The 23,868-nt window shown below is 34.6% G+C and carries 18 protein-coding genes; 4 read left to right on the forward strand and 14 right to left on the reverse strand.

What is annotated here, in order from left to right; translation table 11 throughout:
- Position 1 precedes the first annotated feature (1 nt).
- Together PKC55_RS07140 and PKC55_RS07145 are read right to left on the reverse strand one after the other, a co-directional pair.
- Positions 2–1,330 (reverse strand): DUF4876 domain-containing protein, encoded by a 1,329-nt coding sequence (locus tag PKC55_RS07140; RefSeq protein WP_291128424.1) that lies wholly within the window; start codon positions 1,328–1,330, stop codon positions 2–4.
- A 52-nt stretch (positions 1,331–1,382) separates the two neighbouring features.
- Positions 1,383–4,349, reverse strand: coding sequence for a TonB-dependent receptor (locus PKC55_RS07145; protein ID WP_291128423.1), 2,967 nt, complete (start codon positions 4,347–4,349; stop codon positions 1,383–1,385).
- Positions 4,350–4,609: 260 nt separating this feature from the next.
- Between PKC55_RS07145 and PKC55_RS07150 the strand changes: the two genes are divergently transcribed.
- The 3 genes from PKC55_RS07150 (at position 4,610) to PKC55_RS07160 (ending at position 8,484) form a co-directional block, all read left to right on the forward strand.
- A complete protein-coding gene (locus tag PKC55_RS07150) occupies positions 4,610–6,256 on the forward strand; it encodes an ATP-binding cassette domain-containing protein (protein ID WP_324372442.1) in 1,647 nt (548 codons plus the stop codon).
- Positions 6,249–7,847 carry an ATP-binding cassette domain-containing protein gene (locus tag PKC55_RS07155; protein WP_324372444.1) on the forward strand — a complete coding sequence of 533 codons (1,599 nt, stop codon included), beginning with the start codon at positions 6,249–6,251 and terminating at the stop codon, positions 7,845–7,847. The genes PKC55_RS07150 and PKC55_RS07155 overlap by 8 nt, the downstream gene beginning before the upstream one ends.
- Positions 7,848–8,013: 166 nt before the next feature.
- Positions 8,014–8,484: a pyridoxamine 5'-phosphate oxidase family protein gene (locus PKC55_RS07160; protein ID WP_283687500.1), complete on the forward strand. Its 471-nt coding sequence runs from the start codon at positions 8,014–8,016 to the stop codon at positions 8,482–8,484.
- Positions 8,485–8,622: 138 nt separating this feature from the next.
- Here PKC55_RS07160 and PKC55_RS07165 read toward each other — a convergent pair whose 3' ends face one another.
- From PKC55_RS07165 to PKC55_RS07175, 3 genes are read right to left on the reverse strand one after another with little or no spacing between them, the layout of a single operon-like run.
- On the reverse strand, positions 8,623–9,864 hold the full coding sequence (locus PKC55_RS07165) for a TolC family protein (protein ID WP_283687501.1): 1,242 nt from the start codon (positions 9,862–9,864) through the stop codon (positions 8,623–8,625).
- 32 nt (positions 9,865–9,896) lie between these two features.
- Positions 9,897–12,998, reverse strand: a complete 3,102-nt coding sequence (locus tag PKC55_RS07170; RefSeq protein ID WP_324372447.1) for an efflux RND transporter permease subunit — start codon at positions 12,996–12,998, stop codon at positions 9,897–9,899.
- Positions 12,999–13,007: 9 nt separating this feature from the next.
- Positions 13,008–14,060 (reverse strand): efflux RND transporter periplasmic adaptor subunit, encoded by a 1,053-nt coding sequence (locus tag PKC55_RS07175; protein ID WP_283687503.1) that lies wholly within the window; start codon positions 14,058–14,060, stop codon positions 13,008–13,010.
- Between the two features lie 169 nt (positions 14,061–14,229).
- Here PKC55_RS07175 and PKC55_RS07180 point away from each other — a divergent pair, with 169 nt between their 5' ends.
- Complete coding sequence (locus PKC55_RS07180; protein WP_283687504.1) at positions 14,230–15,108, forward strand: helix-turn-helix domain-containing protein; 879 nt, start codon at positions 14,230–14,232, stop codon at positions 15,106–15,108.
- 235 nt (positions 15,109–15,343) lie between these two features.
- Here the strand turns inward: PKC55_RS07180 and PKC55_RS07185 are convergent, their stop codons facing one another.
- The 9 genes from PKC55_RS07185 to PKC55_RS07225 all read right to left on the reverse strand — a co-directional run bounded on the left by PKC55_RS07185 (position 15,344) and on the right by PKC55_RS07225 (position 23,852).
- Complete coding sequence (locus PKC55_RS07185; RefSeq protein WP_291031168.1) at positions 15,344–15,550, reverse strand: hypothetical protein; 207 nt, start codon at positions 15,548–15,550, stop codon at positions 15,344–15,346.
- 99 nt (positions 15,551–15,649) lie between these two features.
- Positions 15,650–16,525: a hypothetical protein gene (locus PKC55_RS07190; RefSeq protein ID WP_291130530.1), complete on the reverse strand. Its 876-nt coding sequence runs from the start codon at positions 16,523–16,525 to the stop codon at positions 15,650–15,652.
- Positions 16,526–16,527: 2 nt separating this feature from the next.
- The gene (locus PKC55_RS07195; RefSeq protein ID WP_291130527.1) at positions 16,528–17,574 is read right to left on the reverse strand and encodes a Gfo/Idh/MocA family protein; all 1,047 of its coding nucleotides are present in this window, start codon (positions 17,572–17,574) and stop codon (positions 16,528–16,530) included.
- A 28-nt stretch (positions 17,575–17,602) separates the two neighbouring features.
- Positions 17,603–18,562: a WaaS/CpsH family glycosyltransferase gene (locus tag PKC55_RS07200; RefSeq protein WP_291130526.1), complete on the reverse strand. Its 960-nt coding sequence runs from the start codon at positions 18,560–18,562 to the stop codon at positions 17,603–17,605.
- A gap of 5 nt (positions 18,563–18,567) precedes the next feature.
- Positions 18,568–19,521 carry a WaaS/CpsH family glycosyltransferase gene (locus PKC55_RS07205; protein WP_291130523.1) on the reverse strand — a complete coding sequence of 318 codons (954 nt, stop codon included), beginning with the start codon at positions 19,519–19,521 and terminating at the stop codon, positions 18,568–18,570.
- The gene (locus PKC55_RS07210; protein WP_291130520.1) at positions 19,518–20,777 is read right to left on the reverse strand and encodes a lipopolysaccharide biosynthesis protein; all 1,260 of its coding nucleotides are present in this window, start codon (positions 20,775–20,777) and stop codon (positions 19,518–19,520) included. The genes PKC55_RS07205 and PKC55_RS07210 overlap by 4 nt, the downstream gene beginning before the upstream one ends.
- Before the next feature lie 44 nt (positions 20,778–20,821).
- Entirely contained in the window at positions 20,822–21,787 is a 966-nt protein-coding gene (locus tag PKC55_RS07215; RefSeq protein WP_291130518.1) for a WaaS/CpsH family glycosyltransferase, read from the reverse strand.
- A gap of 5 nt (positions 21,788–21,792) precedes the next feature.
- Entirely contained in the window at positions 21,793–23,016 is a 1,224-nt protein-coding gene (locus tag PKC55_RS07220; protein ID WP_291130516.1) for an O-antigen ligase family protein, read from the reverse strand.
- Between the two features lie 2 nt (positions 23,017–23,018).
- On the reverse strand, positions 23,019–23,852 hold the full coding sequence (locus PKC55_RS07225) for an NAD-dependent epimerase/dehydratase family protein (RefSeq protein ID WP_291130515.1): 834 nt from the start codon (positions 23,850–23,852) through the stop codon (positions 23,019–23,021).
- Between the last annotated feature and the right edge of the window lie 16 nt (positions 23,853–23,868).

Genomic DNA, 23,868 nt, shown 5'->3' on the forward strand with positions numbered 1-23,868 from the left:
ATTAATCTTTCAGCGAAGCTTTCTTACGTTGATGAAAGTCGTTTGTTGAATTATTGGTATCTTTATATATAATGCGCGCACCATTTTTAATTGAAGCTTCGGCATCGATTGTACTTGGATCGGTTGTTCCATCTTGTTGATCGGTTGTTCCCAATGAATAATTATAAACCAATTTCCCTGCATTACTTTCAACTGCTTCCGTTGCTTCTTTATCTACATTACGGTATATTGAGTACCCAAAACCATTAATCATTGTTACATATCCCGCATCAACGGTAGAGGTTAGTCGCTTAACGCCGTCAACTCCTTGTCCTTTTATTTCTACACCATCAAGAATCCATTCTACCGGAATCTTTAAGCTTACTAATGCCGTACTTCCGAAATAATCTTCTCTTTTTGTTGCATCACTAGCAAATGCTGCCGGAGTTGTTCCTTGTGTATTAAAAATGAAAAATGTTGGAGATACAGTACTTAAAGGCCATGCATTACCCGCTCCATAAACCGATGCTGACAAGTAATGACTTGTAGGAATAACAGAAGCCGGAGAAGGATAAGAAGTCGTATTTGTATATTGTCCCGAGATATCATATGTACAATAATATTCAGAGTTCGCTAAATTTACCGAATTACTATAGGTTGTAGTATTGTCTACTGCATTTTTTAAAGCAATTACAATTTGCTTACCGGACGCTATTTTTACCGGATTCTTAAAATACCAAATAGCAGCTCCTGCCGGAACCCATCCTTCTGCCTCATACGAAAGCTTTCCGTTCGAATAGTATTTATTAGCAGATGTAAAATTGTAAGGTATAGTTGTACCTAACGCTGTATTTTCCAAGCTCAAATCAATACTTGAGTTATTATACAACACAACGTATGCATCATTCTGAAATTTTCCCGATCCATCATTCTTTTGACATCCTCCAACATATAATTCTTTGATAACTATTTGTCCTGTCTTAGATGCATTCAATTTTAATTCAACCGGGGCGGCACTAACCCAATTATTTCCAATCGTAAGATTCGATTGGCCATTCAGAACATAAGAGCTTCCTCCAACGGCCCTATTATCAGTCGCTGTTACCTGATAGATACCTGTAGAGACTTTAAAAGATGCCTCCCCCGAAGCGTTTGTTGTAGACGTATATGCTGCTTTCGTAGTTGTATTAACGAGTGTAACAATAACATTTTCAGATGAAGTGTAATCATCCGGATAAACCAGTTTTACAGCCACATCATAAGTTTGGTATTTATCATCATCAGTGTCACTACAAGAAGTTCCAATTGTAAGAACTGCTATTAGTAAGAAAAATAATTTTTGTAAATTCATAAGTTACTTTTTATATGTTTATATTTATTTCACATCTTTCTCAACCATCCTTTTACAATTTGATACGAAGAGTTAGTCCGTAATAAAATTCAGGTAAATAACCTGATCCGAATAAAGAATATTCACTGTTATTTTGTTTATTCTTAACCTTTGCAACATTATTAAAAAAGTTATTTGCCAGAAATGATATTGAAACATGATCACCCAACTCTTTTGTCACATTCAGATTCGCCGAAAAATATGCGGATATATCTGTAGGTTTGAAATAGTAATTGACATTTGACCGAACCACCATTCTTGCCAGCTCGTTGAATAAAGTGGAATCATTATCTTTGGCCCATAAGAACTTTTCTTTAAATGGGATTTTTGTATTCATATCATCCAAGCTCACATAATATAAAGGATAAAGAGCAACAAAATAGTCCCCTTTATAAATATTTGTCTCTGAATTTGAAGGGATGTAATCACTTCTATTGTCTATTACAAAACCTCGTGAGCCTGTAGATGATTCGCTCAATTTTTGCTTATAATCGTACAAGCAACTTTCCAATCGAAGAGATACTATGAGGCGTATTGCTGGTATATGAGTACTTATCGAAAGATTATTTGTTATTTTTTTAGAGAGGCTGCCATTCGCAACTTCATCTGTACCTTCATATAGACCGATATATTTATAAGGATTTCCGTCAGCCATATTTTGAGAAAGGCTGGGCGAATATGCTATCAACTTTGTTTTTAGACCCTTATAATAGTTGTAAGATCCATCTACTTGGAATGAAGTATGAATAGAGGGGATTTTTCCGAAATTAATTACCCATTCCAGCCCTCTTTTCGAAAAATCAGATTCATTGTAATAATAACTATTGGTCTTAAATGTATTCCTTTCTTTATAAGCTAATTGTTGGCTAGGCAAATTCCCTGTCAAATCTGAAACGGTAACTATTCCGGTAGTCTTATCTATTGCGTATGAACGGTTAGCTTCAGGAATTAAATTATTGTCAAGTGCTGTCTGATCTGTAAATTTATAAGAATACGGAGTGTATAGGGTAGCATCAGCATAGGGGGCTATTGTCTTACTATTATAGGCTAATAACGAAATATCTACTTGTCCAATACGAGCATTGAATTCTAATTCTATTAAACGGCTTCTTTGCCATTTAAGATTCGGATTGTAAATAGTTGTACTGGGCATCGTATTGTATGCGTAATACGTTGTATTTTCTGCCGTTGTACCTGGTGTAAAGACCAATCTATCCTGATAGGTAGGAGTTGGATTTAATATATATGAAGAAGGAAGCTTTACAGCATCTCCAAATCCTGCACGTAAACTCATTAAAGAAAGAGTGTTTTTGGGACGATTCCAGAATATATATTTTGCACTAACCCGAGGAGACAAGCTATTAATTGTTCCGTACTCGGATTTACTTATATATGTTAAATCACTTCGAAGACCAATTGATGCCTTTAATGAAGTTTCACTAGGTAAGAGAAAAGCTACCTCATTTTCGGCAAAAAGAGCCAGATTATTTACTGCAGACTGATCGCTATATTTATATTCTCTCCATGTAGGAGCATAGCGCATATCGGTATAATATATTCCCTTGCCTAGATTTGTAGTCCGATTAAAATCTGATCCAAGCATGAATCGATTAGTAACATCTCCGAATTTTCGTACCCAATTAGCTTTCATCTTTGCCGTAAACAAAAGAGGTTTACTATCTTCTCTTCTTGTTGTATACCAATATCCTCCGGGGATCAGTATAATCTCGGCATTCGGGTTGATGTCATACAAAGAACCAATAAAATAACCAGATTCTGATGTATGAATAGCAGCAGTTGAAGTATTACTATCCTTGTTTTCTTTCTTCTCAGATTGTAGATCCGAATAATTAAGAGTTCCCGAAAATTCTAATTTAGTAATCCACGGTTTGTTAATTAGCCAATCTAGCTTCATATTCAACCGAAGTGCATTATCCCTTTCTTTAGTGTAAGTATCTACAAAAGCATCCGGATCTCCTTTCGAATTATAGCCTCCAACATTCCCAGTCAAACCCAAAGAAAAATTTAAAGGATTATTCCGATATGGATTAAATACCTTGGAATAAATCAGAGATAGATTGTTCCGGACATAAGTCGTATAAGGCGAAGCTATATCGGAGTTGGATTTTGTATGCTCAAAACTCGTATTAAGTATCCCCCACTTCTTTCCTAGGAGGAAGCCTTTGTCGATAGCTATAGATTTCGTATTCGGCTTGGTACTTAGTTCTATATTTAATGGCGATTTGCCTTTCTTGGAATTTATACGTATCATCCCATTAGATAAGTCTCCATGCTCGACAGAAGGAACTCCGGTTATAACCTCTACAGACTCAATATTATTTGAAGCGATATTGCGGGTATCAGCCCCCTTTACTTCTTTTATAAATTGACTATTGTTGGATATTCGTACACCATCGACTTCAACTACTGTTCCAAAAGAAGATAAGCCTAGTTCACTTCCTCCGTTAGAGCGAAGATTGAAGCTATCAGCAGCACCCCTAACGCCAGCTAAATGTGTTTTTTTACTGGTTTGACCCCCAGGTAAAAGAGCTGCTATTTCAGTGATATTCAACACTTGTATCTGATCCAATGCTGCTCGTTCGATAGTATAGGCTGTTGTAAGATCTTCCACTTTCTTCTCAGCAGTAACAACTATTTCATTCAATAGTAAGTTATCCTCTGCCAAATAAAAAAGCAGATCGTTTTTATTCTTATCTACTTGTATTTTGAATGCTTTTTTCTCATATCCCAAAATAGAAATATTCAGCTCGAAAAATCCCGCCGGAATATTTTTAATAGTGAATTTCCCTTCAATGTCGGAAATAACAGCTAAGCCAAGATCTGAGATAGAGATTGTAGCATACTCTATGGGCGTCTGATGTTTCTTGTCTAAGAGTTTTCCCGATATAGTGTAGAACTGGCAATATGCAGATTCAATAATGCATAAAAATAAAAAGCAGAGTAATAAACTCTTTTTCATTGATTTTATAAAATATTAGAAATGCAAATTTAGTTGTTGAAAGAAAGGCCTTCAATCGCATTTTCTTGGTATTTTAGGTCTAATTAATAACATATAGTAGGTATCTCGACACTGTTTTTATAAAATAGCTATTAATATTACCTAATTTGTTTCTTGTAGTATAAAACCAGGATTGAGGAAAATCATTACTATATGTTGTAACAACATGGAGTAATTCATTATCTTTGTTGATGAATGAACGAAAATCATAGATAATCATTATGAGTTCAAATCAAGATAATGCATCCCGATGGCTGAGTAAAAAAATAGCAGAAGCCAAAGGTTCATATATTGTAGCTGCGGTATTTACTATTTTAAGTGCGGTATCTTTTATCGTTTTTTGCTGGTATTTATCACAATTTGCAGCCTTATGGCTTAATCGAGGATTACTTCAGCCAGACCCTCTCCTATATTCATTAGTGTTTCTTACGGCTAGATATATCTTTGCTCATTTTGCTTCGATATTCAACTATAAAGCGGGAAATACGATTGTATCCAAAGTCAAAAAAAATCTATATCCCATATTATTAAACAACAATAAATTAGACTCTGTAGCAAGCACTCTCTATATTACCAGAATTTGTGAGGATTTGAAACCTTTTTATGCCTTTTTTATTCCATACGCAATGGCATCTCTTTTGGTTAGTGGAATGATACTTGTTGTTAGTTTTTGGATCGAAAAATGGGTTGGTCTTACACTGTTGGTTTCATTGATTGTTATCCCAATGCAAATGATAATAATAGGCATAGGTGCTGAAGCTCTTCATAAAAAACACATTAATCTCTTTTTGAAATATTCAGCTGTATTTTATAATCGCCTTCAGACTATTGCCGAAATAGTTAATTTAGATAACTTCAGACCTCAATATAATTTCTTGTCAGAAAAAAGTAAGGAGTTAAATAAAGCAACGACTAATGTCATGCGAGTGGCTATTTTATCTTCAGCGGTATTAGAATTATTTGTTACTATTTGTATTGCTGTCGTTGCAATCTATTTAGGGATGAGTCTTCTCGGTATTATGACAGGACCTAATTACGGAAAAGGTTACGACTTTCAGATTGCATTATTTTTACTTATGATGTCTCCTTATTTTTTCTTTTATTTACGGAAATTCGTGAGTGCCTACCATGACAGAAACAGAGCTGTGGCTGCAGCAAAATTATTAATGCCAATATTAAATGAAGACATCGATACAACTTCAATCAATATTGATGATCAGTTTAACAATTTAGCTATTAACAATTTGAACTTCGCTTATCCCGATTCACCGGTGAAAGTTCTACACAATATTAATGTACAATTTCCTTCAAAAGGACTAGTATTAATAAAGGGAATTTCGGGCTCAGGAAAATCAACCTTGCTAAAAATATGCTCCGGAAGCCTGTGTTTACAGGACAATAGTATTTCAGTAAACGGAAAGGATGCTAAGTATTCGCAAAAGTGGCTTAGAACCAATTCTTCATACATGAATCAATTTCCTTTCGTTTTTGACGAAACTTTGAGATATAATGTTTTCTTAAAAAATGAAACTAATAAATCACAAAAATATCCTGAGTTTTTAGATAAAATACTTGCTAAAAAGGACGATGGTTGGGAAACTAAACTAAGTCATAATGGAAAGCAACTCTCAGGAGGAGAAAAACAATTAGTTACACTTGCCCGAATGATGTTGTATCCAAAACCAATAGCAATATTAGATGAACCTACAGCCAATCTGGATCCGGATACAATCGAAATTATCATTCCGGAGATAATGAAATTAGCAGAAGACCGATTGGTTATAGTCGCTTCTCATGAGAAAATGTTCGATAATGTAGCGAATACAATCGTAAATTTAAACTGGGGGGAGCAAATGAGTCATGAATAAATTTATAAGAGTATATATATTAAAGCCTTTAGCAGGCAAATGGTTGCGAGGAGCATTTCTTCTATTATTGTGGACGATCTCTTTTATTGCTCTTCCGGCTATCTCAGGATGGTTTTTGGCAATCTGTAGTGTGGTGTTTGTTACTGCAAGTACTACTTTTTCGTATCTGGTACCATCTGCTATAATCCGTTTAATGGCATTTTTCAGAACGGCTGCAAGATACTTTGAGCGATTAGAAAACCACAAAGCCACACTAGACGCTCAGCAGAGCTTGCAATTAAGAATTTTTCAGTCCGTAGCCAGATTTCCCTATTTCAAAAAACAGGTAAATAATAATTCCACACTACTCGAAAACAGTACACATGGAATCGACCAGATATTGAACCACATTCTTTTGTGGCTTTTACCTTTTACGGCACTAATAATTTCACTCAGTATATACTTTTTCTTTCTTATTGTCTTTTCTCAAACTATTGCAATAGAATTTTTGATTTCATCTGCTATTCTTTTATTTATTATTCCTCAATTAATTTTTAGGAAAAACAGAAAACTCTATGAAGAACTAAAGATATGCCGCGAAGAGAACAATCTGCTTCTTATACAAAGCTTTAGAGGGAGAATAGAAATATCGAAATACAGTTTGGAAGAGAAAGTTATCGGACAATACGAACAACGGCTATTACGCCTCGAGCAATTGGAAGACAAGTTACAAACCAATTCATTCTGGTTGCAGCTAATTGCGGGACTCGGTTTTAGTTATATTGCATCACTTCTGCTATGGAGTTCACATGGTAATGGCATAGATGCACCTACAGCCATCGGGATATTTTTCGGTATTATGGCACAGGCCGAATTGGCAGAAATGCTATTTTCGGGAAAATCGGAAAAGAGTGCTGTTGCTCATCAAGTTGAAGATGTTGATAGGATTATCAAGGATGGGGAGAAACCTCTGGAAACGGTAATCGTACATTCAAAAATGGAGAGCCTAAGTCTTAAAAATGTGAGTGCAATGATCCCTGAGACATCTGTGACTACTTCAGAGGTGTCATTAGAAATAAAAAAAGGTGAATGGATTTCACTATTCGGAGAAACTGGAAAAGGAAAAACGACTTTGTTAAACAGCCTTTTTTATCCTGAATACCGTAGATGTGGATCGTTAGTCTGGAATAACGATATTGAATTGTCTCATCTACCTGTTCCGGAATGTATTTATGTTACCCAAAAAGCTTATTTATTAACGGGAACATTGCGCGAAAATTTTGAAGGTCATCCGGATGAAGCTATTGAACACGTACTAGATACAGTAGATCTTACTAGCTGGCGTTTATCGCTTCCCGATGGACTAGATAGCTGGTTGGGAGAGAACGGCGAAATTCTGAGTGGTGGGCAGCGTAAGAAATTACTTCTGGCACAAGCCTTGCTTAAAAAGCCACAACTATTAGTTGTGGATGAACCTACAGCCGGTATTAGCTCCGAAAATGCTATTGCTATATTTCAGAATATAAAACGTGAATATCCCGACATTACAATTTTAATGGCGACTCACCTAAAAGATTTTGAATATGTATCAGATAAAATTGTAAGGATATAAATGCTCTTAGACAGTTATAAATATTTACTTAAGGTTTTTATTCCTTTTTTCAAGTTATATCCTGAGATCGCAATATCTGGCCTATCATTTTTTATTATATCTGCACCATAAAGACAATCCTAAAAATAAATATTTTTGTAATATACTAATATAAAAAACTATTATCATGCAAGGAAGAATGAAGCATCATCAGTTATCGAAGATAGAGATAGATGATGTATTGAAAAAAGCAGAAGTTGGACGCATAGGTACACACAATGAAAATGGGTATCCATATGTTGTCCCTGTACATTTCATCGTCTATGATGAAAAAGTATATATCCACGGACTGATCAAAGGACAAAAGATTTCAAACTTGACTAAAAATGATAAGGTTGGATTTGAAGTGGATGAAATGGGTGCAATCATTCCTGATAACGAAAATGTTTGTGATACAAATACTGCATTCAGAAGTGTAATTATCTTGGGTACAGCCAAAATGGTGGAAGATAAATCGCTCAAAGAAAATGTGCTACATGCTGTTGTTTCAAAATATACCCCTCAATTATCTCATTTGAGCTTTCCTGAAAAAATGCTGAAAGCAACGGGTATTATAGAGATAAATCCAATTGAAATCACAGGGAAATATTATAAATAAAAGGACATTTAATAAAAAATGTCCTTTTACCATCAAGGGATTTTGTAACAATCTCGATATTTTAATTCATTATCAATGAAATGAATTATTATATAAGATCATACAGCCCTATCAAAAACAGGTATTAAATAAAAAAAATTAGCGCCCGGTTACTTGCAAATACTCAATCCGTTTCTTTTGATAATTAGCATACGATTCAACATACTTATCTCGATTCTGTTGTAATAATGTCTGGGCATCTAATACATCCGTAAGAGTTACTGTACCGACTTTATAATACTGATTATTAAGACGCAAGTTTTCTGTAGATTGCTCAACACCATCTTTAGCCAACAATATTTGCTTATAAGTATTATCCAATTCATTTTTTACGTTCTGCATTTGTAACAACAATTGTTCTTCAATATCTATTTTATTGTTTAATGCTATCTTTTCTTGTATTTTCTGCTGCTTGATAGCATGAGAACCACCCCACCATCCGGAAATTGGAATATTGACAGAAACAAAAACGGCCCCATTCGTATTCCATTTATCCATAAAGTTATCTCTGGAATATGTTGCACCAACAGCCACTGTGGGTAAATAATCAGCTCTTTTTATTTTAGTCTGCAGCTTCGAGGCTTCTACGTTTTTATCAAGGAGTTTTGCTTCTGCTCTATTGGGTAAAACATTTTTATGATCCACATAATATTTTATAGGCGATTCTACGTCTTCAATATTAGGAACCTGTATATCTAAAGAATCTGCTGAACTCAAATCCATAGCCATTTGCTGACACAAAGACATTTTTAGCAATTTGATATTATTATCTAGATTAATACGATTACTTACGACCTCATTCTTTTTTAATTTTACCTTCAAAACATCGTTATTGTTAATCATTCCTGTCTGATAAGACAACTCTACATCTTTCAACAACTGATCTACCTGACTGTCTATAACATCCAGAGTTCTTCTTTTTTCATACAAAGAAACCAATTGCCAGTAAAGATTCTCTGTATTCAGCAACATATCATTTTCGGATAGTTTAGCCTGATATTGGCTTACCTGAATTCCTAAGTCAGCCAATTTATTACCATTGATTATTTTGCCTCCGGCAAAGATCGGTTGCGTCGCTGTAATACCAGCACTCATCCCATTCTTAAGAAATCCGATCGGGGCTCCTCCCATGTTCATCGTAACCAAAGGATCTTTAGCCGAGAATCCAAATGCTGAAGCACTGACCGATGGAAAATAATTAGTAAATGCATCCTTTTTCGTTTCCTTGGATGATTCGATTTCCAACCGACTATTTTTAATTTTTCGATTGTTCTCGATAGTCAATTGCTTGCAGTCTTCGAGACTATACTTCGTCTGTGCAGATATAAATATAGTTATCATACACATTGTTACTATTGTTATATATTTTTTGATCATAATTGTTCGGTTTCGTCTTTAGATATATTTTTATCTTCATGCTTATAGATTAGCCAATAAGCAAGGGGTAATAATGTAAGGATGAATATCATGGAGAAAATAGTTCCAAAACTGATAACTGTTCCCATCGGACACCAAAGCGGGCTCTTACTTATGATCATAGGAATAACTCCCATAGATGCGGCAGCTGATGTAAGGAATATAGGGCGCATCCGTCGTTTTCCGGCCTCCAATGATGCTTCAAATACTGTTTTACCGTGTTTATGCCTTAACTCTTCGGTGTAATCGTACATAATAATTCCATTACGAACGATAATACCAATTAGGCTCACAATTCCCAACACAGCCGTTATACTAAAGTCCACATTCATCACCTTTAAACCAATAGCCGCGCCAAAAATGCTCAAAGAGGTAGAAGCCAAAACGAGTGTAGCTAAACTTATCTTTTTGAAGTGAAACACAAGTATGAAAAAGATGATAACGATTGAGATAGAAAGAGCTTTAATCAGTTTTGGCATTGTCTCGCCATCAGATTCCTTCACTCCTCCATATGAAATAGAAACACCTTTAGGTAACGATTTCGCAGCCACTGCATTCACAATCTCCTCTACCTTTGGTTGAACCAGTCCCGATCTTTCGCCTCTCTTTAGATCAACGAAAACGGATAGGGTGCGTACTCCGTTCCTTCGGTTGATTTGACCTTCAGTCCAGTTTGCTGAAACATCAGCTATCTGGCGTAAAGGGACACTTGGTGATAATAAACCTGCAACATACTCATTCGATACATCCTCGGCCACAGGATCTTTATTCTCCCATTTGGATTTCAATACAACAGGCAATGAATAATCATTTTCCCAGATATTAGTGATTGGTGTTCCCCCGAAACGGGAAGCCAAACCTAACGCCAAAGTTCCTTCATTTACGCCCAACCGATTGGATTCTACAGGGTCTAGTGTTATCTTTATACCGGGCAATGGCTCCTCATAATTTGTATAAATTCTGATCGGTTCATCCAGTTTCTTTAATTTAGTCATTAAAGTGTCTGCCACTTTCTTCAGATCAGCTATATTCTCTCCCGATATACGAACGTCAATGTCAGCATCTACTGATTCGTACTCTAATTGTTTGAATTTTACAAAGGCATTCGGATAATGATAGGCATATTGAGTGGAATACTTATCCAACAACAATTCTGTATCTTCATTCGATGTTGTATTTACAATAAACTGAGCAAAATTAGGTCCTCCCACTTTAGGAGCATAAGCTGTCTGAAAACGAGGAGATCCCGTTCCGATAAAAGACGTTACAGAAACAACAGTCTTCTCCTTCCTCAAAACCTTTTCAAGATCCTGAGCTATTACTTCTGTCTGTTCCAGAGAGCTGCCGTTCGGTAAATATATTTCAACTGCAAACTGGTTCCTTTCAGCTATAGGCATGAGCTTCTGTGGAACATTGGCAAACATGTAAATACCCGATATGATAGAAATGATACCTATCGTAAGAGATATCTTCGGGTATTGAAATACTTTTTCCAATAGCCAATTATATCCGTTTTGTAATTTATCTAAGAATGTTTCTTTCTGCTTCTTACCGGGCTGATGTAATCCATTGCGTATAAAGAAATATTGTAGGAATGGTATAAGAAGAACAGCCACAGCCAAAGATACACCCAACGTAATAAGTACAGTCCAAGGGAAGAGCTTTACAAAGTCGAGAAACTGTCCTGTAAGCATCACCAAGAATGGAAAGAAAGTTAGACTGATTGCCAGTGTTGCCGAGATGATTGCTTTAGCATATTCTTTGGCACTTTCTATCGATGCCTGCCAACGAGGAATACCATGATCCAATTTTTCAAGATAGCTGTCTACAACTACGATCGAATTATCTACAATCATACCCAATACCACGATTAGGGCAGCCAATGTCACCGTATTAAGCTCCATGCCAAAAGCAAGCATCAGCCCTAAAGAGATAAAGATAGATATAGGAATGGAAGATGCCGCAACGCCGGCAACCCGTAAGGGTAATAATATCATTGTTACGAGTATAACAGCTACAATAGCAATCATTAACTCTTTTAGGAAAGTTGTGATAGAATGAGCCACAACTTGAGGTTGATCGGCTACACGATAGATATGAATATCACTAGGAATATCATTCTGGAATTGTTCGAGAACCTTTTCGACATCTTTTCCATATTGAATAACGTTATAGCCTTCACGCATTTCAGTAGATAAAACGAGACACTTTTTGCCATTGTTGGTAGTATAGCTGTTAGGCTTAGGATATTCCCGAACAACTTTCGCTATATTCTTCAATCGAATATGATTTCCCTGAGCATCTGAATAGATGATTTGTTCTTCCAAATCCTTCTCAGATTGATAGGGTCTCTCGATATGTATTGGCACATCCATATCACGATTATCAATCTTACCTGCAGTAGTAATAAATCCCTTCGTGATGAGCGTCTGATACAGGTTCAATATATTAATACCATATGCTGCCAGTTTTTCTTTTTCAACATATATACTTATCTGTTCATTTTGTTCACCATAACGACGCAGATTGGAAACAGATTCTATAGTTCGTAAACGGTCTTCGAGATTTTCTAAATATGTTTCCAATTGTCGATAAGTTTTGGTCTCCGATTCAAGCGTTATTAGTAATGCCGAAGTATCTCCAAAATCATCATTAGCAATAAGAGCCAAAACTCCTGAAGGTAACTGCATTTTGAAAAACATCAATCCATGTTTTATTTTTGACCATACCTCGTCCTTGTTATTTACATCATCATTCAGCTCGACATATACATAGACAATTCCATCTTTGGAATGTGAATATGTCTTCGATTTCTTTACTTCCTTGTATGTAAACAAGAAATTCTCTAGAGGTTTAGCCAATTGCTCTTCTACTTCGGCAGAAGTGGCTCCGGGGTACACTCCCACTACAACTCCCTGACGGATTGTAAATACAGGAAATTCCTGTTTGGGCATCACATTGAGAGCATAAATTCCAAATAAACTTAACACTATTACAATGAGCAATATAATTTTATTATACTTCATTGCCCAGCCGATAATACCAGATTCTGATTTCATATCTTCTTCTTATTTAGCTATTTCGACTGTTACACCCGGACTTACATTCTGATAGCCTTCAATGATTAGGTTATCCCCATCTTGCAGTCCCTCCTCTATTACAACTCCATTACCTATCAGTTTACCTTGAGTAATTTCTCTATATACGGCCTTATTTTGGTCGTCTTTTAACCAAACAAATTGTTTACCGGAAAAGTCTACTTGTATGGCTTTTAACGGAACTATAATATTCTTTTGACCTGAAACTTCTGATGGATTTATTAGATAAGCTTTGCACACCATTCCCGGCATAATCTGTGAGTTGGGATTATTTACCTGTACCTTGATATCGTAGGTATGTGATAACGGATTTGCAGATACTCCTTTCTCCTGAATCTTGCCTTCAAACTCAGCATCATTCAACGCAGATATTTTTATCCGTGAAGATTCACCAATCTTTATTGCTGAAATTTCGTTCTCTGGAATAGCTATTTTTATTTTCACTGAATTTATAGTTACCAAATTATAAATTGGAGTACCAGGAGCGACATTTGCTCCTGCTTCTTGATAGCGTTGACTTACTACACCAGATATGGGAGCATACAAATTACAGTCTTGTAAATTCTTACGGGTAATTTGCTCATTAGCTTGCGCCTGCTCTAACTGAGTCTTCGCCTCTATATATTTTATTTCCGGAAGGCTGTTATTCTTATAGAGAATAGACAAGCGATTATATGCATCTTGTGCCTGATTAAGGGTCGATTTTGCTGCATTGTGCATACTTTCAATAGAACTTGTATTCAATCGGGCTAACAATTGTCCTTTTCGAACATTTTGTCCTTCCTGTACATATACTTGTTCAATATTTCCATTTACTTGAAAACTAACATCAACCGCATTCTCACCTTCTACAGTTCCTATATACTCTTGTTGGTATATATCATCACTATACTTTATTGTTTGTATTTTTACCGGAACAGGTCTTGAATTGGCTTCTTCACTCTTTTTTGCGGAACAGGAAACCATTCCTAAAAATAGAAGACACAATACCGATCTACTAAAAAATAATTTCAATTTATCCATAACTTTCATTAAAAGTAATTTTACAACTATTCATTTCTGTCGCAAAGATCTCTTTATAATATGGTTCTGTCTAAATCAATACTACGCCAAAAATGTTCAAAACTTCGTTTTTTATGCAGTTTTCAACATTTATTTATATTTTTAGGGCCAAAATGAAACATATAAGATCATGAATAAGGAAAATTATGCTAAAATATCGCTGGATGACTTTAAAGATCAAACCTCAAATCACGGAATAAAGAACTTTGTTATATCCGATGATGGTGCTAATATTGATGATTATGCTTTTGATTTTAGATATCCGCAAATTATGGAAGGAATAGCTTTTGCTATTTGTGTGAAAGGTACCGGACGAATCAAAATTAACTTACGCGAGTACAAAATTGAGCCTTGTACTATTATTGTTGTTCTGCCTAATTATATTTTAGAATTGATAGAGCAAAGTGAAGATTTAGTTGTAGAGTTCTTATTATTTTCTTTTGACTTTATTTCCGATATCAAGTTAATTATAGATATTGATATTCCTAAAAAAATAGATCAGATGGCTTGTTTAAAGATAAGTGAAGAAGAAACGAATGATTTATTGGAATTGCATGCCTTTATTGTAAAGCGTTACAAAAGAACAAATTTTCTTTACAAAGAAGAAATTGCAAGAAGTTTATTGCAGACATTAATTTATGAAGTTTTGCAGCTATATCAGGACAAGAAGATTGACTATAAGGTATTGACCCGCAAAGAAAAATACTTACAAACTTTCATCAGCTTGTTATTTGAATATCATATGAAAGAACGTAGTGTTCGTTTCTATGCAGATAAAATGTTTATTACGCCCAAATATTTATCTCAAATAGTGAAGGATGCTAGTGGTATACATATCCAACAATGGATAGACGATATGGTTATTATGGCAATTAAAGCATTACTAAAGAGCTCAAATATGACTATCTTACAGATATCGGAGGAGATGAATTTTCCAAATTCTTCCTTTTTTGGCACCTACTTCAAAAAGAGAACTGGCCTGACACCTTTACAATATAAGAAGAATTAAGATTTTCAATAAAATATATCGAACGTTATATAGATAATCCTTAAAATAAAAAAACCGCCCTACTTATCACAAGCAAGACGGCTAGAATAATTTAAATTCAAATTTGCGTAAGAAAATATAGTCGAACTTCTGTATTTCTTGGATTGGAGACTATTTTGATTCTACACGAGATCTGATTAATTATTTAATTGATCGGTTATATATAAATGTATAATAATGGAATAGACAATATATTTTAGACTATTTTAATATACATAGGAGCACCAAAAGAGGTTTTTTCCAAAATTTTTATTTCCCCATTCAGTTCCATTTTAGTTATCAAGCTGTATACCCTCAATTTTTCTGCTCCTGAATATGCTATTATATCAACAACAGAAGCCTCATTACCGCACCTCTCAAGATAGTCCAGAATCTTGAGGCGGTCTAAATTTGCATAATTCATATTTCAGTGTAATTCTTGCTTATTTCGTTTTTAATGGTAAGCAATTTCTATTCAGACAAACAGAGATCAAACAGTAAACTAATGATAATCGGAACAATATTACTTTATTAAACTCACAGTTTCTCTGATGTTTCTTTCTGAAGAAGCACCAAAAACAACGGATTGTATATTCAGAGCATTAATAAATTCATAGGCTTCAGGGGCACTAATTGCTCCAGAAGCAAGTGTACTCATTGCCATAAGTTGATATTTTGAAGAATCATTATTTTGAATTGTATCAACATACGCTTCTACCGAAGGGGACATAAGGTAACCTATCTTATTAATAGAGCTGCATATAACAACCTCCTCTATTCCCCACTCAGATAGTTTTTGCTTCAAATAAGGCATATTTTGAGTAATAAGCCCCGGAATCAATTTATATTTCTTACGAACATAGTCGCAATATGCTTCAAATATATCTTTTGTTCCATATCCAAGAAGAAGATCTGTTATGATGTTTTGCAGGAATAACACTTTAACATTTAACCCCTTAAACATTTTTACTTCGGCATCTATCAACATCTGCATCATCTTTATAGGATCTTTTCCTAATACAGCCATTCCTCCTTTGGCAATCATAGACAATGCCCCTACTGCTGAGTTATTAGAAAATATTACTTCATTGATTGCAGGAAATATCCCTTTTTCTGCAACCAGATTTGCATATTTATGTGGATAAGGAATTGAAGGATACCATACAATATCATTATATTTTGACTTATTCTGACGAAAATATTCGCATATATCTTTTGCGCGATCATTACTATTAAGCATAACAGCTCCAATGCCATTTTTGAAAGCAAGATCATATACTTTGTAGATATTCTTTATGTCATGAAATTTTTCGGAAAGTTGTTGAGCTTTCTCTTGTGACATGTGATTAATCCCGAAAAACTGATTATCCCCAAAGATGACTTTATCTATTCTTTCCATATTTAATCTTGTTTATTTTTATTATCATAGTCATTGAACATGTCGTGCACCAAACGTTGCGTATTGTATCCGTCTTCAAATGTACATTGGGTAGCTCCAACAATCTTACCATCTAAAACACTGTCAGCAAAATGATATAATTGTCTAGTAAATTCATTTCCTCGAACGTAGAAAGGAACAGGTTTAAAGATATCTGTGATATATATAGTATTCCAACCTTTTCTATAATTATGACCTGAGACAGGTTCATTTAAAAATATCTTCATTTCGTACTGGTCTACCAGTAATTTTCCATTTGTACCAAATATTTCAATTTTGTTACTAGGTTTTCTATAACTCGAATCACTCCAATTCACGTATAATGTCCCAACACACCCTTTATCGTATATTAAAGTACTTGAAACCATATCCTCCACATGCTTCGAATATATTTGGTTCATGCTGGTACCAATAACTTTATTGGGTACGCCTATTATATAATTAATAAGGTCTAATACGTGGACAGCCATTTCATAAACAGCCCCGCCCCCACTCTCTCTTTTACCACGCCAGCTCTCACCTGTTTCGGGTTTTGAAATAGTGCAACTGAACATTTCCGATTTAAACCTCACAATATCACCGATTAAGCCTTCTTTTATATATTCTCGGGCAGTTGTGAACATATCATTAAAGCGGTTTACATACCCAACTTGATTAATTAAACCTTTTTTGTCGAACATTTCTTGTAGTTCATTAGCCTCTTCGGTGGAAAGAGTAAAGGGTTTTTCGCAAAAAACATTAATCCCCTTCTCACAAGCATATTTACATATTGCATAGTGATAATTAGGTGGGGTACAGACGATAAGAGCATCCGGCATTGTTTTATCAATCAACTCCTTGTAGTCTGTAAATACTTGAAGCGATGGTATGTATTTTTTCAATAAGTCCAATGTAATTTTTGAAGTATCGGAAACTGATACAATATTTACATTAGGGTGTGAATTGATAATAGAGAAATGGGTAATACCCATTCGCCCCATTCCGATAATAGATAATTTTATTTCTTTCATTGTGAATTTATTAAAAACACAGAATTATTTATTGGATTATTTCTTTTACGAAATCTATAATATTCCGCCTACGAGGTATTACATCTGAAGGCAACATCTGCTTGTATTTTTCGATTATTTCATTATCGACTACAGACGAGTTATCGCATACGATTGTATTCTCTTGGTTGAAATATCCGCTTTTAAATATATTCCTGTTATTCGTTATTATTTTTGTTCCACAGCTCACAGCCTCAAAGCATCTCATCGTAATACCACTTTGTTTGGGATGAGCAAAATCAAGCGTGTACTTTGATTTATGTAATACATCTACATATTGGTCATACGACAATGTTTTAAGATGTATATATCGTCGTAGTTTAATGTACGTAAACGGATTTCTGATAAAATTCAGAGCCATTGTTACATAATTACTTTCATGTAGATATACGTATGAATTCGCGGGCTGGAACAGATGCAATATTTTATTGGTATATGACAAGCGTTCGGAATGTATCTTTTGTATTACAGATATATCATATACTCTTTCTACATTTTTCTTCTGCTTTTCTATTGCCGAAAACAATTCTATTATTTTGATATCATAGCTCTTTGCATCATGATAATCAAACGTATAAAAATTATTGACCAAGCGATACCAAGAAAGTGATAAAGGATGAAAGGCAAAAGAATCGAAATTATAACCAACTATATATGAACACTTTTTATATATTTCATCTATCAGTTTTTTATCTATTCCGTATCCTTTCATAATGATACAGATATCATATCTTTCGTCTTGAAGGAAGTGGCGAGTTATATGATTGTATGTTTTTCTATATAACGTTTTAGTTATGCCTATTTTCCACAGAACTTTTGTGAATAAATTATCCGGATAACGATCATTGCAAATTCTCACATCATAACCACATTCGTTCAATCCGGATATTATCTGATTGCCCATCGAATAAAAACTTAATGGCATGATGAGTAAACACCTCTTTTTCATTTTATTTATATTGTTAGCAGGGTGCTGATAAAGGATTGTATAGAAAATTCATCGAAACGAACGTCGCTATCTTTTATAGGTTCTTGTATGAATTCTTTGATACCATCGAAGTTCAATTCGTCAAAAACAAAAAAGCGGTTGGAAGAATAAAATGACTCACCAATAGCACGCTTGTTATTCGTTATGATCTTTTTCCCTGCACACATATTTTCGATGAATCTCATTGTGTATCCAGACTGTTTATGATTGGCAAAGTCGAATGTCGCTATTGAATATTGTAGTAAATGGATAAAATGAGATCGAGAAATGCTCCTTAGCTTAAGTCCTCTAGGGACAAAACCTTTAATCAATAATTGAATTATTACAACAGGTGTACACTTAATATACTTCTTGAAGCGAATATCGTTTTCTTTACAATATCTTTCGAATGCCTGAATAGCCCTATACCGATCTGGTTTAACCAAATTCCCGACCATATATACATCAGTATCCGGCTCCACAATAGGCAGATTCTGAAAGTCTCTTACACAAAACAACGGCAGATAGTTCAGTCCGTAGTTTTCAGCATCTGTCGCATCGAAGGTGTAAACCTTATCAAAATACGGAATGTAAGGAACATAATTTACAAGAGGCGACAAAGCATCCCATGTGTATAATATGAACTTCGACTCCGGATGATCATCTTTAAGTTCTAAGAAGTTAGACATAGAGATCGTGTGTACTTGCAAAAAAATAATATAATCATATTTTTCTTTTTTTTCCTGTCTTATCATTAGAGAATGATACCGGTCAAGTTTGTCTATGTATGACGAAGGCGAGAGCGTACGAAGAATCTTGTCTTTTGTTTTACGTAATTCTACAGGATAGAAAGTAACCGTATGCCCTTGAAACTCCATCTCATCTGTAAGTGCCTTTATGTAATTATGATAAGGTAGCCCGATGAAAAGTATTTTGCTCATAATTTATTTTTAAATTTTTGACGATGTAAATAGATATAAGTTCCACCGAAAAGAGTTGGTAAAAAATATGAGATATTCTTTATGTAAACCATAACCGTCAAGTCGAAAAGCTTCATAGAACCTGTTATAGCGATTATTGCTATAGCAGAAAATACTCCTACAAGTCCAGATATTAGCAATGGAGTGAAGTTTTTCCATGCATTTAAAGTAGCAGATACCGAGTAGTATAATAATTGTGACATTAAACCCGGAATCAACAAAAACACATAGTGAGTATTGCCCGAGTGACTTGGAAATAATATATCTACCAATGGTTGAAGTGCAGTAAGTACGGCAAGAACTACACATATACCATATCCCATCAGGACTAATGTATAATTACGTACATGCCGCCTGAATTCTGCCATTAATCCATTTTCATATGAATAAATGATATTGGGAAGGAAAAGGTAATTAATGGACGTTGGGACTAAAACAAATAAAGAAGAGAATATAAAAACAAGATAAAAATTACCTAATTCTTCCACATTCAGTATATATGCTATAGACCAACGTTCGATCTGAATATTGACAATTGTAAATATTCCAATCATAAATGGGACAAATCCTAACGATAGAATATATTTAATTTCCTTTCTGTCAAAACATATTTTATCCGGTCTTAAGCTTTTATGCATTAATAATGCCAGGACAACAAAAACTATAGGTTGCATCATAATACTAATGATACCTCCCATAATGCCATAAAGATAGACAAGAGGAATTAAGGCTATAGATATAATACCTGAGATGAGATTTCTGATATTAATATCTTTAATCATCTTTTTCACCGTCATAGTATTTGTCAGCCAAGTAGATATCAAAGAAAATAGGCCTGCAATGAACGTTAAAATCAGATACCGGGGGCTGATCAATAATTCAATATCTAATACGCTTAATATAATCCATATAAGCAATAAGGCTAATGCAATGACGCCAAAAAGGCTAAAGAGAATATTATTAACCTTCGTTTGATCACTGGTCTTCTTATAAGCAAAAACCCTATATCCACCGTTTAGGAACCCAAACTGTAAGAGTCCAATAAACATTATACATGTTTGAATGAGGCTGATTATACCCAGTTCTCTCATATCCATAACACGCATAAATACCATAGAACGGATAAAGTTGATGGCAGAAGTAAATAAATTTATTAGAATAAATAAGGAACTTGAACTAAATATAATCCGCTTTATTGCTTTGATATTTATTGACATTTTGATCTAAATAGGTGCTTTTAGTTTCAGTATAATTAAACGAATCATTCCGAAACAAGCTTTTTTATAAAAGAGCTTAAGTAAAATTCTTCAAATCTGGCAGACGGATCAGATAATGGTGTCCTCAGAAATTCTTTTACACCATTAAAATCTAAATCATCGTAGACAAAAAATCTGTCAGGAGAGTAAAAAGACTCATTTAAAACATTCCGATTGTTCGTGATGATTTTCTTTCCGGCACACAAATTCTCCATCACTCTCATCGTGTAGCCATCTTGTACGTGGTTTGCAAAATCAAATACGGTTGATGAGCGTTGCATCATGTCGATAAATGTATTATTGCTAATTGATGATGTATGAAGATACTTGAGAGACTTCCCTTGCAGTAAAACTTTTATATTTTTACGCAGCGTTCCTTTTAGATACCAGTTGAAACTGATTTGTTCTTTTTTGCAATATTCTTCAAATTGCTTAATCGCATCATACCGTCTGAAATTAGCTAAGTTCCCGACCATATATACATTATTCCATTCGACTTCGTTTTGCTTTAGATTCTGAAACTTCCGTACGCAAAAGAGTGGTAAATAGTTTATGCCATATTGTATCGCATCTTGTCTATCGAAAGTGTATGCTTTATCAAAACAGCCCAAGTAATCAGATATATTTATCCCCTTTCTTATATATCCATTGGCAGCATCCCATAAATACAATATAAATTTTGCCTGCGGATGATCTTTTCTTAAGTTTTGTAAGCAATCGAAAGAGAAAAATGGTAATAACAAAAATACAATGTCATATTTATTGTCTTTTTCTTTTACAACAATTTCCTGATGTCTCGAATACTGCACTTCCTTATCCCATTTCTTAGAAATCAGATTTCTTAGTTTCGTAGCCGGAGAAAATGATACAACATTATAAAATGTGACATCATATCCGGATAACTGAAACTCTTCTATCATTTCTCGCGTATATATTTGATAGTCCCAACCGATGAACAATAGTTTTTTCATAACAATTAATTATTTATTGTCTTTGCATCCAGTCCCGAATAAACGAAAAGTAAAAAAAATGGAGTCATAGCTAAAGGCTCAGAACTTAGGGATAAAATCAGGAGAATAGCCATTAGCCAGCGATTCTTGTATAAGATATTCTGCCTTATTAAGGCCCATAAGTACCACAAAGAAAACGGGATTCCCCATATGTACATTAGACTTATTATGCCATTTGTTGTTCCGCTCTCTTTCGTTTTTGAACCGCTCAGTTTACCTTGCCAAGCAATTTTACTCCTCATTTGCTTAAATCGATCGGTATTCGCACCAATCCCAATCACAGGATTCTCGGCTGCAATACTCAAACCGGCAATTACATCGGCCTGACGAACAAAAAAAGATCCGGATTGAGCTCCGGCGACTTTTTCTTCAACATTTACAGACACAATATTATTCCACACAAAAAAAAGCGCAATGATGGTTGTGCAAAGGATAGATACAGAGCTGTATAGGTTTCGTTCTTTATAAAAGAAGCGAGCCGAAATATATCCTAGAATGATAATGGCGATAAGATATCCTGTAGTAGATTTTGTCAAATAAATAGCCAATAATGTTGCTACAATCCACAATTTCTGTCTGAAATAGAAGATCTGGATTAATAAAAAGATATTAAGATATATTTGAAAAATTCCGGGCTCCCAGAAAAAGCCATAAAGCCTCGAAGATAAACCTTGGATATCCAGTCCTTTATAAAATAGAAAAGCGATATGGCTTACAGACCTTTTATCCCCATAACTATCTATAAATGTATACTTTGAAAAAAGATCAGGGGTAAAAGTATAAAGTAAAAAAGAAATCAATCCTAAAACGATGAAAATCTTTAATAAAATAGTAACATCGTTAATCAATGCATTTATTCCTTCATACTTATAATAAGTATAGACAAACAGAGCTGCAATAACGCTGGATAATGCGGCTAATGCGGCACTATCAAGATCCCCCCCCAGTATAGTTTGTGATATTATTATTACAAGAAATGTTGTTATGAATAGCCATAATTTTGAGGAAACATATTTTAATGTTATACCATTATTCAATCTGTAAATTTTCAGACCATATCCGGCTATTATCAACAAACATATAGGATTTCGAGGGAACAAATGGTTACCGCCACTGATCATCATCACTAAAAATAACAGGATGACTCCAAACCAATCTCTTCTCTCTATAACAAGTGGACTAGAAGTCATATTTATTTATTAGATAATATCATTCTGATTTTGCTATCGTTGCCATAAACACATGGAGAATCATAGTCTCTATCGGGAAACACACCATATTCTAGACTGATATCCAAGTTGTTTTCTTTAAGAAAGGCTTCCACGCGCTCGCCTAAACTCATAGGTTTGCCTGAACAGCAATTAATTATACCTGAAATATCTTTCTGAGTAATTACGGCTGAAATCTGTAATGCTAACTCTTCAATTTCGATAAAATCATATTTGTTTTTACCCGATGTAAAAGGAAAACTTTTCTTTCCTTCGAGGACGGCTGTTCTGATTTTAGCGAATATAGAATTACTCTTCAAATCATCGCCAACAATATAGTATGCCCTGATCCATTGCAAAATACAGTCATGAGATTTGGCATATAATTGTATGCTACGTCGTAAAGCATCTTTTGCTATTCCATACGGCGATATTGGATAACAAGGTGTAGTTTCATCAATAGCACCTTCATAATAACCCACTTCATGCATCGTACCCATTACAGCAAGTTGCTTCAATCCACCATCAATCAACGAACACATAAATTTGTAATGGTTTGACACATCTCCCATATGATTAGATGAATTATGTACAAACCCATCGCGCCATGCCATATGTAAACAAACGTCGGGGCTTCCAAGCTCCTCATAAGCATTAATATATGAACCTGATAAAATATTATATTCTAGCAAAGTGGCACGCTTGTCCACTTCTGTCAATCGAACATCGCAAGCCGTAACTTCATGTCCTTGATCCAATAATTTGCACACGACGTGACGACCAATGTAACCATTGGCTCCGGTAACTAAGATTTTCATATTAAAAACGATTTTG

Source organism: Dysgonomonas sp., from assembly GCF_035323175.1.
Taxonomy (GTDB): domain Bacteria; phylum Bacteroidota; class Bacteroidia; order Bacteroidales; family Dysgonomonadaceae; genus Dysgonomonas.

Coding starts and splice junctions, on each gene's coding strand:
- PKC55_RS07140 (WP_291128424.1), bottom strand. CDS start 1,330: ATGAATTTACAAAAATTATTTTTCTTACTAATAGCAGTTCTTACAATT.
- PKC55_RS07145 (WP_291128423.1), bottom strand. CDS start 4,349: ATGAAAAAGAGTTTATTACTCTGCTTTTTATTTTTATGCATTATTGAA.
- PKC55_RS07150 (WP_324372442.1), top strand. CDS start 4,610: ATGAGTTCAAATCAAGATAATGCATCCCGATGGCTGAGTAAAAAAATA.
- PKC55_RS07155 (WP_324372444.1), top strand. CDS start 6,249: ATGAATAAATTTATAAGAGTATATATATTAAAGCCTTTAGCAGGCAAA.
- PKC55_RS07160 (WP_283687500.1), top strand. CDS start 8,014: ATGCAAGGAAGAATGAAGCATCATCAGTTATCGAAGATAGAGATAGAT.
- PKC55_RS07165 (WP_283687501.1), bottom strand. CDS start 9,864: ATGATAACTATATTTATATCTGCACAGACGAAGTATAGTCTCGAAGAC.
- PKC55_RS07170 (WP_324372447.1), bottom strand. CDS start 12,998: ATGAAATCAGAATCTGGTATTATCGGCTGGGCAATGAAGTATAATAAA.
- PKC55_RS07175 (WP_283687503.1), bottom strand. CDS start 14,060: ATGGATAAATTGAAATTATTTTTTAGTAGATCGGTATTGTGTCTTCTA.
- PKC55_RS07180 (WP_283687504.1), top strand. CDS start 14,230: ATGAATAAGGAAAATTATGCTAAAATATCGCTGGATGACTTTAAAGAT.
- PKC55_RS07185 (WP_291031168.1), bottom strand. CDS start 15,550: ATGAATTATGCAAATTTAGACCGCCTCAAGATTCTGGACTATCTTGAG.
- PKC55_RS07190 (WP_291130530.1), bottom strand. CDS start 16,525: ATGGAAAGAATAGATAAAGTCATCTTTGGGGATAATCAGTTTTTCGGG.
- PKC55_RS07195 (WP_291130527.1), bottom strand. CDS start 17,574: ATGAAAGAAATAAAATTATCTATTATCGGAATGGGGCGAATGGGTATT.
- PKC55_RS07200 (WP_291130526.1), bottom strand. CDS start 18,562: ATGAAAAAGAGGTGTTTACTCATCATGCCATTAAGTTTTTATTCGATG.
- PKC55_RS07205 (WP_291130523.1), bottom strand. CDS start 19,521: ATGAGCAAAATACTTTTCATCGGGCTACCTTATCATAATTACATAAAG.
- PKC55_RS07210 (WP_291130520.1), bottom strand. CDS start 20,777: ATGTCAATAAATATCAAAGCAATAAAGCGGATTATATTTAGTTCAAGT.
- PKC55_RS07215 (WP_291130518.1), bottom strand. CDS start 21,787: ATGAAAAAACTATTGTTCATCGGTTGGGACTATCAAATATATACGCGA.
- PKC55_RS07220 (WP_291130516.1), bottom strand. CDS start 23,016: ATGACTTCTAGTCCACTTGTTATAGAGAGAAGAGATTGGTTTGGAGTC.
- PKC55_RS07225 (WP_291130515.1), bottom strand. CDS start 23,852: ATGAAAATCTTAGTTACCGGAGCCAATGGTTACATTGGTCGTCACGTC.